General features: G+C 50.7%; 12 protein-coding genes. 3 read left to right on the forward strand and 9 right to left on the reverse strand.

Features of this window, described 5'->3' with window-relative positions; translation table 11 throughout:
• Positions 1 to 63: 63 nt before the first annotated feature.
• Both EJL04_RS00855 and EJL04_RS00860 read right to left on the reverse strand, forming a co-directional pair.
• Positions 64 to 2,154, reverse strand: a complete 2,091-nt coding sequence (locus EJL04_RS00855; RefSeq protein ID WP_125103840.1) for a DNA topoisomerase 3 — start codon at positions 2,152 to 2,154, stop codon at positions 64 to 66.
• 98 nt (positions 2,155 to 2,252) lie between these two features.
• The gene (locus EJL04_RS00860; RefSeq protein WP_125103841.1) at positions 2,253 to 2,888 is read right to left on the reverse strand and encodes a lactate utilization protein; all 636 of its coding nucleotides are present in this window, start codon (positions 2,886 to 2,888) and stop codon (positions 2,253 to 2,255) included.
• Between the two features lie 682 nt (positions 2,889 to 3,570).
• Here EJL04_RS00860 and EJL04_RS00865 point away from each other — a divergent pair.
• From EJL04_RS00865 to EJL04_RS00875, 3 genes are read left to right on the forward strand one after another with little or no spacing between them, the layout of a single operon-like run.
• Positions 3,571 to 4,308 carry a (Fe-S)-binding protein gene (locus EJL04_RS00865; RefSeq protein WP_021853870.1) on the forward strand — a complete coding sequence of 246 codons (738 nt, stop codon included), beginning with the start codon at positions 3,571 to 3,573 and terminating at the stop codon, positions 4,306 to 4,308.
• Positions 4,305 to 5,672 (forward strand): lactate utilization protein B, encoded by a 1,368-nt coding sequence (locus tag EJL04_RS00870; RefSeq protein WP_053397476.1) that lies wholly within the window; start codon positions 4,305 to 4,307, stop codon positions 5,670 to 5,672. Before EJL04_RS00865 ends, EJL04_RS00870 begins: the two co-directional genes overlap by 4 nt.
• A complete protein-coding gene (locus EJL04_RS00875) occupies positions 5,669 to 6,259 on the forward strand; it encodes a LutC/YkgG family protein (protein WP_125103842.1) in 591 nt (196 codons plus the stop codon). Before EJL04_RS00870 ends, EJL04_RS00875 begins: the two co-directional genes overlap by 4 nt.
• 118 nt (positions 6,260 to 6,377) lie before the next feature.
• On the opposite strand, the gene EJL04_RS00880 is transcribed toward EJL04_RS00875, so the two are convergent.
• From EJL04_RS00880 to rfbB, 7 genes are all read right to left on the reverse strand, one after another.
• Complete coding sequence (locus tag EJL04_RS00880; RefSeq protein ID WP_125103843.1) at positions 6,378 to 7,298, reverse strand: hypothetical protein; 921 nt, start codon at positions 7,296 to 7,298, stop codon at positions 6,378 to 6,380.
• A gap of 13 nt (positions 7,299 to 7,311) precedes the next feature.
• The gene (locus EJL04_RS00885; protein WP_125105272.1) at positions 7,312 to 8,409 is read right to left on the reverse strand and encodes a DegT/DnrJ/EryC1/StrS family aminotransferase; all 1,098 of its coding nucleotides are present in this window, start codon (positions 8,407 to 8,409) and stop codon (positions 7,312 to 7,314) included.
• Between the two features lie 31 nt (positions 8,410 to 8,440).
• Positions 8,441 to 8,851 carry a sugar 3,4-ketoisomerase gene (locus EJL04_RS00890; RefSeq protein WP_021853865.1) on the reverse strand — a complete coding sequence of 137 codons (411 nt, stop codon included), beginning with the start codon at positions 8,849 to 8,851 and terminating at the stop codon, positions 8,441 to 8,443.
• The gene (locus EJL04_RS00895; RefSeq protein ID WP_125103844.1) at positions 8,848 to 9,909 is read right to left on the reverse strand and encodes an acyltransferase family protein; all 1,062 of its coding nucleotides are present in this window, start codon (positions 9,907 to 9,909) and stop codon (positions 8,848 to 8,850) included. The genes EJL04_RS00890 and EJL04_RS00895 overlap by 4 nt, the downstream gene beginning before the upstream one ends.
• 19 nt (positions 9,910 to 9,928) lie before the next feature.
• The gene (gene purT / locus EJL04_RS00900; RefSeq protein ID WP_125103845.1) at positions 9,929 to 11,089 is read right to left on the reverse strand and encodes a formate-dependent phosphoribosylglycinamide formyltransferase; all 1,161 of its coding nucleotides are present in this window, start codon (positions 11,087 to 11,089) and stop codon (positions 9,929 to 9,931) included.
• A gap of 3 nt (positions 11,090 to 11,092) precedes the next feature.
• The gene (locus EJL04_RS00905) at positions 11,093 to 11,392 is read right to left on the reverse strand and encodes a hypothetical protein (protein WP_021853862.1); all 300 of its coding nucleotides are present in this window, start codon (positions 11,390 to 11,392) and stop codon (positions 11,093 to 11,095) included.
• Between the two features lie 92 nt (positions 11,393 to 11,484).
• Entirely contained in the window at positions 11,485 to 12,633 is a 1,149-nt protein-coding gene (gene rfbB / locus EJL04_RS00910) for a dTDP-glucose 4,6-dehydratase (protein WP_125103846.1), read from the reverse strand.
• Positions 12,634 to 12,674 lie beyond the last annotated feature (41 nt).

Raw genomic sequence — 12,674 nt, forward strand, 5'->3', positions numbered from 1 at the left:
AAAACCAATGTACAAGAGCTGTAAAGCCCTTCGTTATTATATAATAACACAAAAAGGCCTGATTTATTGTTTAAAAGGCAGTCTGAATGTGCATCCTTCTTTCCAGCGGCTGCATCCGTAGGCCGTTTTGCCTTTTATGATATGTCCCTGGCCGCATATTGGGCATGCAGAGCCTACTATCGAGTCGTCGGCCTGCATCGTCTGCTGTGCCGGTTCGGGCTTGGCTGTCTGTGCCGCATCGGCATTCTGCGTTGCGTCAGGCTGTTTTTCGGCAGTCTTTACGGTCTTGCTTTCCGGCTTCTTTCTTGGTTTCGACGCCTTCTTCTGCGTCTTTTTCTTCATGTCTTCGTCACTCATTATTGTTACGTGACGGTTGCTGTTGTCGGCCAGAACGTCGTTGACTATCGTGGTGATCTGCTCTTTCAGTTCGTTGATAAACTGTCCGGCGTCATATTTCTTGTGCTCAATGTCGCGCAGTTTCTTCTCCCATATACCCGTGAGTTCGCAGCTCTTGAGCAGTTCTTCCTTAATGGTGTCAATGAGTTCTATGCCCGTAGGAGTGGCAACTATGTTTTTTCTTTCGCGCTTGATGTAGCGTCTCTTGAACAGAGTCTCGATAATGTTGGCTCTCGAAGACGGTCTTCCGATGCCGTTCTCCTTCAAGGCGGCACGCAACTCCTCGTCGTCGACAAACTTTCCAGCCGTTTCCATCGCCCTGAGCAGTGTTGCCTCGGTGTAATATTTGGGCGGAGTGGTCCATTTCTCGGTGAGTGTCGGCGTATGGGGGCCGCTCTCTCCCTTTGTGAATGCCGGCAATGTGCGCTCCTCGTCGGAGTTGTTTGCAGCATCGTTGTCTGCGTTTTGCGCTTCCTTGTCATACAGAACGCGCCATCCCGGGTCGTTTATCTGCTTGCCGCTGACCTTAAAGTCAACGTCCTCAACCTTGCCCATGACGGTGGTTGTGGAGAACTTGCAGTCGGGGTAGAACACGCTGATGAAGCGGCGGGCTATCAGGTCGTAGACGTTACGCTCGAGGTCGGTGAGGTTAGAAGCCGGAACGCCGGTGGGGATGATGGCGTGGTGGTCGGTTACCTTAGACGAGTCGAACACCTTCTTGCTCTTTGGCAGCTTGGCGTTTGCAAGCGGAAGCGTGAAGGCTTCATAGCCCCTGAGTCCCTTGAGGGTGGCGGGACACTTGGGATAGATGTCGTCGCTGAGATACTGAGTGTCCACACGGGGATATGTGGTGAGCTTCTTCTCGTAGAGCGACTGTATGGTGTTGAGCGTCAGTTCGGCGCTCATGGAGAACTTCTTGTTGCAGTCTACCTGCAGCGACGTAAGGTCGTAGAGATGCGGGGGAGCCTCTTTGCCGGCTTTCTTCTGCACGTCGGTTACGACAAAGGGCTTGCCTGCTATCTTGTCGAACGACTGCTCGCCTTCTTCCTTGCTGGTAAACTTGCCCGAAGTGGCCGTGAACAGCGTGTCGCGGTATATCGTTGACAACACCCAGTAAGGCTCCGGCTTGAAGTTGTCTATCTCCTTCTGCCGGTTCACTATCAGTGCGAGGGTGGGCGTTTGCACGCGTCCGATGGACAACACCTGCCTGTATTGTCCGTATTTTAGCGTGTAAAGCCTTGTGGCATTCATGCCGAGAATCCAGTCGCCTATGGCGCGGCTCAGTCCGGCGAGATACAGAGGCTGATATTCGTTCTGGTCTTTCAGCGACTGAAATCCCTCGCGTATGGCCTCGTCGGTCATCGACGATATCCACAGACGCTTGACGGGGCATTTGGCCTGAGCCTTCTGCATGACCCATCGCTGTATCAGTTCACCCTCCTGTCCGGCGTCGCCGCAGTTTATTATGCTGTCTGCTGCCTGCATGAGCTTCTCTATCACCGAGAACTGCTTGCGGATGCCGGCATCGTCTATCAGCTTTATGCCAAACCGCTGAGGCAGCATCGGCAGTGCGCTCAGGCTCCACCTCTTCCATAGGGGCGTATAGTCGTCGGGCTCTTTCAGGGTGCATAGATGACCGAAGGTCCATGTAACCTGATAGCCGTTGCCCTCCATGAATCCGTCGCACGGCTTTGTTGCGCCCAGGATTCGTGCTATGTCTTTTGCTACACTTGGTTTCTCTGCAATGCAGACAATCATATATTATGCTTTTATAAGATGTATTTTTTGTTTTATGTGAGATGATGCTGTCGCACAGGTTGGGCAGTATGGCCGTTGCCTGCGGCGGCAGAAGTGCATCAGTAGCCCAGGTCTTCGCCGACGAGAACCACGGTGTGGCGTCCTGCCGGATGAGAGTTGCGTGTGAAGTGGATATAGTTGCAGATGCTCTCGGGCGAGTTGCAGTTATGGCATACGCCGTCTGTCAGACACGGAGTCTTGATGTCGAAGCGTGCCGCATTAATCGGACTTGCCGTAGAGCGTGCCCTTGCCAGTGCGCTCTGGACATCCTGTGCCACCTTGTTGAGTCCCACGACGAATATCACGTGCTTGGGTCCGAAGGTTATCGCTGCCACGCGGTTGCCGTTGCCGTCGATGTTCACTATCACTCCGTCTTCGCTTATGGCGTTGACGCTCGACAGATAGTAGTCGCACGAAAAAGCCTCTCGGTAAATCTGCTGCGCCTCGTCGCGCGTCTTGGCCTCGTCGCGGTCGAGCACCTTCAGGCCTCTTTCGTGCAGGGCCTTTGTCAGTCCCATGTCCCTTATGGTCATCGAGCCGCCCCACGTAACGCTGCTTCCGTCGGGAATCATGGCCGACACAGCCTTTACGGCCTCGGCCGCCGTGGCGCAGTAACAAGCCTCAAAATTGCGGCGTTTCAGGTTCTTAATCATCTTTGCAGCGAGCTTCTCGTTGCGTATCTCTTTAGGTGTCATAATGTTTCTGTAATTATATGTTTGGTGTGAAACAGGAGTGCAAAATTAATAAAATTGCTTCATACATCGTTGACTTTTAAGCATTGTTTATAAAAAAACTTTCCACCTATTATATATAAAGCCGCCGTCGGCGCGACGTCAGGACAGCTGAAACACTCCTGCCGTACGCATGTTACGGGCAGGTTCACGCCGGTCGGAAACGGATAAAATATGCCTTTGTAAGTGATTGATAATCAGATGGTTTCTAAAAGGTGCCGTTTTACGTTGCAAAAGGGCACCTTTTGCAGCGTAAAACATGGCCTTTTGCAGTCTGAAAGGCCACCTTTTGCAAACCGTCCGTCCGGCGTGCCATATCTGCCCGGTGCCGTCATGCCTGCGAGGGCGTGGTCTGCAGTGAAGGCTCTGGATGCGTCGTGTCGGTGCTAGTCTGCAATGTCGGTTTTGCAGTCTGGAGCATTGTGCTGCCAAAGTGATTTTCTTTGCGCAAGAGAGGCTCAGTTTGTCGTCCCGTTGTGCTTGTCGTTCGCTTTAAAATTATTACCTTTGCGGTGGGCATGCAGCCTCCGCACAATGACTGAAATGTTTTTTGCCGGCGGTTAAGATGGTTGCGCCCGAATGCGTGGCAGGCTCTTGGCATGTAGTTTTGCAGTCGCCGCGTGCGGACAAGAAAAATACAAAAGATATGAAAACAGGACTTTTTATTCCCTGCTATGTCGATGCGCTGTATCCTGAGGTGGCGGTGGCTTGCTACAAGCTGCTGAAGCATCTTCAGGTAGACGTAACGTATCCGCTAAAGCAGACATGCTGCGGCCAGCCTATGGCAAACGCCGGCTTTGAGAGCAAGGCTGTGCCCTTGGCCGAGCATTTTGAGGACATCTTCAAGGGTTTCGATTATGTGGTGGCCCCTTCGGCCAGTTGTGCGGCTTTTGTAAAGCTCAACTATCCCAGACTGCTTCAGGGCAAGCATTTCTGCGAGACGTCAGACAAGATAATGGACATCTGCGAGTTTCTGCACGACGTACTGAAGGTAAAGTCGCTGCCCGGCAAGTTTTATCATAAGGTAAGTCTGCACAACTCTTGCCACGGAGTGCGCGAGCTTGGCCTTTCGTCGCCCAGCGAGCGCAATATCCCTAAATATTCAAAGCTCAAGGACCTGCTGTCTCTCGTGGAAGGCGTAACCGTCTGCGAGCCGGAGCGCGTTGACGAGTGCTGCGGATTCGGCGGCATGTTCTCGGTTGAGGAGCCTGAGGTGTCTACACAGATGGGCATCGACAAGCTGGAACGCCACATGGCCACGGGCGCTGAGTATATAACAGGCCCCGACAGCTCGTGCCTGATGCATCTGCAGGGCGTGGCAAAGCGGCAGCAGAAGGACATAAAGTTTATTCACATCGTACAAATTTTAGCGGCAGGACTATGAGCACACTACACAGAAAAGCAGCACAGACGTTCCTGAAGAACGGAGAGAACGCCAAGTGGCACGACGCCACGTTCTGGGCACTGCGCGACAAGCGCGACAACATGGCCATGGGACTAGACGAGTGGGAACGCCTGCGCGACACGGCCAGCGCCATAAAGCGCCACACCGTAACGCATCTTGACAAATATCTTGAGCAGTTTGCTACAAATGCCGAGAAGAACGGAGTGAAGGTTCACTGGGCAAAAGACGCAGAAGAGTTTAACAACATTGTGCTTGAAATACTCACGTCCCACAACGTGAAGAAGCTCGTGAAGAGCAAGTCGATGCTGACGGAGGAGTGCGAGATGAACCCCTTTCTCGAGCAGCACGGCATAGACGTCGTTGAGACAGACCTCGGCGAGCGCATCCTTCAGCTTATGAAGCAGAAGCCGAGCCACATCGTAGTGCCGGCCATACATATCACGCAGGAAGAGGTGGGACATCTCTTTGAGCGCGTGCTCGGAAGCGAGAAGGGCAACTATGACCCCACATATCTTACATACCAGGCACGCATAAGCCTGCGCAACGAGTTTATGACGGCCGACGCAGGCATGACGGGCGCCAACTTCGGCGTTGCCGCCACGGGCGACATCGTGGTGTGCACCAACGAGGGAAATGCCGACATGTCTACCTCTGTGCCTAAGCTGCATATAGCTGCAATGGGCCTCGAGAAGGTGATACCCGACTACCGTTCGCTGGCAGTGTTCCAGCGTCTGCTCTGCCGCGCGGCTACAGGTCAGCCTACAACAGCCTTCACATCACACTTCCGCAAGGCGCGTCCGGACGGCGAGATGCACATAATATTGGTGGACAACGGACGCAGCGACATCATAGCGAACACGGAACACTGGGAGACGCTGAAGTGCATACGCTGCGGCTCTTGCATGAACACGTGCCCCGTCTACCGCCGCAGCGGAGGCTATTCATACACATACTTCATTCCGGGACCTATCGGAATAAACCTCGGAATGCTGAAAAGCCCGGTTAAATATTCCGACAACGTGAGCGCATGCTCGCTCTGCTGTTCGTGCGACAATGTGTGCCCCGTTAAGGTGAACCTGTCGGAACAGATATACAGATGGCGTCAGAACCTCGACTCGCTAGGCAAGGCAGACCCGATGAAGAAAGCCATGTCGGCAGGCATGGAGTATCTCTTCGGTCATCCGGGCCTCTACAGCACGTCGCTCAGATTTGCGCCGCTGGCCAACCATCTGCCGCGACTGCTGATGTATAACAAACTTAACGGGTGGGGCATAGGGCATGAGATGCCTGAGTTCCCGCGCGAATCGTTCCAGACAATGTGGAAGAAAGGAGAAGTGAAATGAGCACGAAGGAAGAAATACTTTCAAGATACCGCCGCAACATGAAGGTTACGGGGCAGTATGACATGCCCGACTTCGGCACTCTGAAGGGTGTTGAGTACGACAATCCTCTGGCGCAGTTTGTAGCCATGAGCGAGAATGTGGGCAGCCATGTGGTAGACCTGTCCGCCGGCGACGACATAAATAGTGTTATCAAGGGCCTGTATCCCGAGGCAAAGGTGTTTGCGAGCAGTCTGCCCGAAATAACCATTGCCGACCGCAATCCCGACACCGTTGATAGGGCGCAGGACCTCAACGGAACCGACGTTGGCATTGTAAGGGGCGAAATAGGAGTGGCAGAGAACGGCTGTGTGTGGATTCCGCAGACCATGAAAGAGAAGGCCGTATGCTTTATCTCTGAATATCTTGTCATACTGCTCAGCCGCAAGAGCATCGTGAGCAACATGCATCAGGCATACGAGCGCATACAGTTTACCGACTATGGCTACGGCTCGTTCATATCAGGACCGTCCAAGACGGCCGACATCGCGCAGGCTCTTGTCATGGGAGCGCAGGCTGCGCGAGGCGTAACCGTGATACTTACAGACTGAAATTTTGTAGTCTACAATACATAAATTAGGCCCAAACCGGTTGTTATATTACATCTTTCAGAAAGAGTAATAACCGGTTTGGGCTTTACTTTTTTGCTTGTTATGATTATCGTAGGCGTCAGAGTTCGAAGAAGAGCTTCTGCGTTACAGAGCATCCTATGGCCTCCTTAAAGTCGCAGAGACCGTTGTTGGGCACCCCGTCTTCGGTCGACGGGCCGATGTCGAGAATCCTGAAGCCTTTTTGATAGTAGTATTCGAAGACCTTGTATGCAAGAAAATTCATCGTCCTTAGGTTGGCGTATTGCCTCAAGTCGCCCCAGTAAATCACCTGTGCCACGTCGTCCGTTACCTTAAACACTTGTGCGGCAGCCACGTCGGTGCCGTTGTGCGACACCACAAAGAAGTCGGCATCAATTATTTTCACCGTGTCGGCAACATTCTGCAGGCTCATTCTTAGCGGATAGCCGTGTTCCTTCCGGTTGATGCTTATCACGCCGTATGCCCTCGATATGTCGTCGGCATTACTGCTGTCGAGATGAGATATTACGAAATCTTCGGCCATGGCTTTGTGCAGGTTCTTGCGTGCGCTGCGGTCTATGAAGTCTTCATAATGCGGAAATCTCGACAGGTCGAAGTGATAGTTGAGGTCAATGTTGGTCAGCCGGCCGTTTCTGAACATCACGTTTGCCCATTTCGATAGTTGCGTATTGTCGTAGACCGACGGCTGCAGCGTTATCTTTATCTTCTTGTCATGGCTTCTGCCCCAGTCTTTCAGCAGGGCGGCGGCCTCGTCCATGTAGGCAATGCGCTGCGGCGTCTTCATGTTGAAACCGCCGTATGGGGCAGAGAACGGACTGCACATGCTGTCGCCTTTCTCGCCGAGAACAATCGAGAATCTGGTCTTGTTGTCCTTAATCAGAATGTAGTGAAGGCCGCTGGTCTTGGCCTTGTTAAGCTCTGAAAACTCCGGCGTGTTGTAGACATGGGCATAAAATCCTGCCTGAGCATATTCTTCGGCTGTAACTTCGTATAGTTGCATACGGCTTTTCTGCTTAAAAGTTGTTGAGAAGTTCTATCACGTAGTCCTGTTCCTTCTCGTCGAGTGCAGGGCTCATGGGCAGGCTCAGTTCCTGTCTGTGTATCTGTTCTGTTACCGGCAGCTGCATCCCGGCCCAGCTTTCGTAGCATTTCTGCCTGTGAGGTGCTATGGGGTAGTGCACTTCTGTCTGCACTCCGTGCCCGCTCAGATAGGCTTTCAGTTCGTCGCGCTTTTCACAAAGAATGGGGAAAATATGGAAAACACTGTTCTCCCAATATCCTTCTGACGGCACTTTTATGCTCTTGTTGTCGATGCCATTTATGTAGCGCAGCGCCTTTATTCTTCTCATTTCGTTGTCTTCGTCAAGATATTTCAGCTTGACGTCAAGCACGGCAGCCTGCAGTTCGTCTATGCGGCTGTTGCGTCCTATGTGGTCGAATACATATTTTCTGGCTGAACCATAGTTGCCAAGCGAGCGCACCATGTCGGCAAGTTTGCTGTCGTTTGTGGTCACGGCGCCTGCGTCTCCCAGTGCGCCGAGGTTCTTTGTCGGGTAGAAGCTGTGTCCTGCGGCATCTCCCAGTGCGCCGGTGCGTATGCCGTTGTGCATGCATCCGTGTGCCTGTGCGTTGTCTTCAATGAGTTTCAGGTTATATTTTCTGCACAGTTCGCCTATCTTCTCGGTGTATGCGCAGCGTCCGTAAAGATGCACAATCATTATGGCTTTGGTGCGTTCGGTTATGGCCTGCTCTATGAGTCTGTCGTCTATTTGCAGTGTCTCGATGTCCGGTTCAACCAGTACAGGCACCAGTTTGTTTTCCGTAACGGCCAGTATCGATGCTATATAGGTGTTTGCCGGAACGATAACCTCGTCGCCTTCCGTCATTACGCCCATCTCTATGTAGGCTCTCAGAATGAGCGTGAGCGCGTCGAGTCCGTTGCCGCAGCCCACGCAGTGAGCCGTGCCTATGTATGACGCAAAGTCGTGTTCAAAGCGTTCTGTTTCCTTGCCGCGCAGATACCATCCGCTGTTTACCACCCTCTTGACGGCTTCTTCAATTTCAGATGAGTATCTTTCGGTGTTTTTTGTCAGGTCAGAATATTTTATAATCTTGTTCATCTTTACATTTTTTGCTTGCATGTTATAGCTCTTGCGACTTGTCCTTGACGTATTCCAGATAGTCGTTATAGTCGCGTATGTAGTCTTCTTCCTCAAATCTTTCAGAAGCAAGCACAAGGCATACAGCTCCGGATGAGAAGTCGTCGAGCGTTCGCCAGATGTTCACGTCGATGAAAAGTCCCTGATATGGGTGGTTAAGAAGAAATGTCTTCTTCTCCTTTCCGTTGTCAAGCGTAACGCTGAAGCTTCCGCTTATGGCTACAAGAAACTCTTTGCATTCCTTGTGTGCATGCCCTCCGCGGCTTTCTCCTGCCGGTACGTCATACACCCAGTAAGTGCGTTTAATGGCAAATGGTATATGGTTTTCGCCCTCAGTAACGGTGAGGTTGCCTCTCGGGTCGATTATTTTCGGAAGGTCAATTATTTTGTTCATGGCTTAAATATTTTTCTTTTCAGGTAATTGCTCGTATGTCTTACAAAATATTTTTCTGTCAGATAAGCTGTAGCAACCGTTACGCCTATGCATAAAAGGCAGGTTGCTGTATAGCCGGGATCTGCGCCAATTTTTATCAGGATGTATTTAATTACGTCTATGACAATCTTGTGCGTCATGAAAATCTCCATTGTCAGTCGGCTCAGCCATAATGCTGTTCTGCTTTTAAGAATGTCTGCCACGAATCCGCCTGTTGCGTTTGCAGTTGCCATTATGTAAATAAATACAGGCATGGTCAGCCAGAACAGACTTGCGCAGCGCCATCTTTCTTCGGTCGTCTGATATACGGCATAGGTGGCAATCATCATTATTATAGCCGCACATTCAATTAGCCCGGCTTGCAGCTTGCCGCCTGCTTTTATTCTTCTGACAGCAGATTTCGTGAAATCTGACGTGTAGAGCCGGTATAGAATAATGCCGATTGCAAAGTCGATGATTCTCAGTGCAGGCGAGACATACAGCAGACTGTTTGTCTTTTCCTCTGGTACGGCGGTCTGAACACATATGTATGCAGCTGCAACAGCTGCGATTCTGAATGTAAGATGACGTTTCTTAGCCTTCATCGTGCATCTTACGAGCGACGGAAACATAAGGTAGAAGAACATGATGTCTGACAGAAACCACGACACACTGTTGAAACCGAAATGTATGTCGGGGTCTGGTATCCAGCTCTGAAGCAACGTTACATTTAGTGCAAGATTGCCTATGCCGGGATATATGCCGGCCTTTATTCCTATTAATATTGTAGCCAGCAGTGTGGCAATGTGCAGCGGATATATCTTGGATAATTGTCTGAGGATAAACCTTTTATGGCCAAATCTGCTGTCTGTTACCTCTTTCCCGTGTGCATGGCACAGCACAAAGCCGCTTAACATAAAGAAGAAAGAGACTCCACAATCGCCTCCAAAACAAAATTCTTCTGAGTTCATCCATGTAAAATGTGACATGAATATCAGAAACATGAATATTATTCTGCAGCCTTGTAATGTCTCTATCATTCTTTTTGTTGTGTCTCCGTTATCTTATTACGGTTTCTGCCAGTCGCTTGGCCTTGTCTCTCAGTGCTGTTGTGTCAGCATCAGCATCGCCGTAACAGAGCACTACGCCCATGCGTCTGTTCACGTGCTGTTCCTGCTTTCCGAAGATGCGCAGGCGTGTATAGTCCTCTTTCAGCACGTCGAGCATGTTGTATTCTGGTTCGTGGTTTGCCTCCTCCTTTGCCAGAACGACGGCGCTTGCGCCTGCATGCTCAAGATGTATGGCCGGAATAGGCAGTCCCATTACGGCACGGAAGTGCAGTTCAAACTCGTTGAGGTTGAGTGTGTGTCCGAGCGTTACCATGCCTGTGTCGTGCGGACGGGGTGAAAGTTCTGAGAATACAACGCCCTTGTCGCGGCTAAGGAAAAATTCCACGCCCCATATTCCGGCTCCTGTCAGCGCCTTTGTAACGGCTTCTGCCATGTGCTGCGCTTCCTTAAGGTCGGCTTCGCTCAGTGCAAACGGCTGCCAGCTTTCGCGGTAGTCGCCGCTCTTCTGTACGTGTCCTATCGGTGGACAAAAGAGAGTAGGGCCGTCTTTCTGTGTAACTGTAAGGAGCGTAAATTCGCTGTCGAAGTGTATAAACTCTTCGATTATTATTTCCTTGACGTCTCCGCGGCTGCCTTCCATGGCTGCATTGAAGGCTGTCTCGAGTTCATCTGCCGACTTTACGATGCTCTGACCGTGGCCTGATGACGACATGAGCGGCTTGATTACGCACGGGAAACCAATCTCTTTTGAGTGCTCCTTCAGTTCGTCGAGCGTCTTTGCATAAAAATATTTGGCAGTTTTCAGTCCGAGTTCCTTTGCTGCCAGGTCGCGTATAGCTTTGCGGTTCATGGTGAAGTTCACGGCACGTGCGCTCGGAACTACCTGTATTCCTTCTTTCTCAAAGTCGAAAAGGCGCTCTGTGCGTATGGCTTCTATTTCCGGAACGATGATGTCAGGCTGGTGTTTTTTCACCACTTTGTCGAGCGCATCGCCGTCGAGCATGCTGAACACCTCGCTTTCGTCTGCCACCTGCATGGCCGGAGCGTTGGCATAGCGGTCGCATGCTATAACATATTGTCCGGCACGTTTTGCCGCAATTACAAACTCCTTGCCCAGTTCTCCCGAGCCTAAAAGCAATATTTTCTTCATTGTTTATTCTTTAATTAGTTGTTTTACCATTTGCCATTCAGGCGACACGGCCATTCTTCTTACATTTGCCTCTATGATTTTTCTCATTGTTTCGGGGCTTACGCCATGTTCCTTTGCTATGTCTTCGAGCGGTTTGACGTCGTTGCCGAACAGTCCGTAATACTGCTGAAGCACGGCTTCGTCGTCGGCGTAGATAAGGTGCATGATGTGCTTAATGTAGTGTTCCACCTTCTCACTCACGCAGTGAGGCTCTTTACCGAGCCTTATCAGAAAATCCTGAAGCTCTTGTGACAGTGCGTCCATCTTGATAAATGAAAAGTTGTTGTTATTATGTTTGATTTGTAAGATGTCAGGAAACGCAGTTCGTTTTCACGTTTTCTGACATCGTTTTTGGGTTATCTGTTTGAATACATCTGTTCGTAATACTTCTGATAGTCGCCGCTCGTAACCTCCTTCACCCATTCCTGGTTGTCAAGGTTCCATTTAATCGTCTTCACAATTCCTTCGGCAAACATCGTCTCAGGATACCATCCCAGGTCGTTCTTTATCTTTGTCGGGTCGATGGCATAGCGCTGGTCGTGGCCCAGGCGGTCTTTGACGAATGTGATAAGGCTGTCGTTAATCCAGTCGATGGCTATCTCGCCGTCAGCGTCTTTCACCTGTTTCTTCAGTATCTTGCGCAGCTCCTTGTCTTCGGCCATCATGTCGTGTATGGTCTTTATGGTCAGTTTAACGATGTCGATGTTTGTCATCTCGTTGTGGCCTCCGACATTATACACTTCGCCTTCCTTGCCTTCGCGCACCACGAGGTCGATTGCTTTGCAGTGGTCTTCAACGTAGAGCCAGTCTCTTACGTTATCTCCCTTGCCGTATACGGGCAGCTGCTTGCCTTCGAGTATGTTGTTGATTATCAGCGGAATAAGCTTCTCTGGGAAGTGGTAAGGGCCATAGTTGTTAGAGCATCTTGTGATAGACACGGGCATGTGGTATGTGTCATGATAGGCCATCACGATCATGTCGGCACTTGTCTTTGACGCACTGTAAGGGCTGTGGGGGCAGAGCGGCGTGTTCTCTGTGAAGAAACCGTCCTTGCCCAGCGAGCCGTACACTTCGTCGGTGCTGACCTGATGGAATCGCTTGCCGGCTTTCCATACAGGATATCCTGTTTCGTCCTTGCCCGTAACCCATGCCCTTCTTGCAGCGTCGAGCAGGTTCTGCGTGCCGAGTATGTTGGTCTCGAGGAACAGCTGCGGATTCTCTATGCTGCGGTCAACGTGGCTTTCAGCAGCAAAGTTTACGACATAGTCGATGTCATTTTCTGAAAACAGCTTGTCTGCCAGTTCTCTGTCGCGGATGTCTCCGTGCACAAACACGCATCTCTTTCCGTCGATGTCGTCTTTTATCGTGCCATAGTTGCCGGCATATGTCAGCAGGTCGAGCACTATAATCTTAATCTCCTCTTTCTTATATTTTTTGTAAAGAAGATATTTAATAAAGTTTGAGCCGATGAATCCGGCAGCTCCGGTAACAAGATAAGTTTTCATATTATTGATTTTAATTGTTAGTATTCTTATTTAAGATAACT

The organism is Prevotella marseillensis (assembly GCF_900625065.1).
GTDB lineage: Bacteria > Bacteroidota > Bacteroidia > Bacteroidales > Bacteroidaceae > Prevotella > Prevotella rara.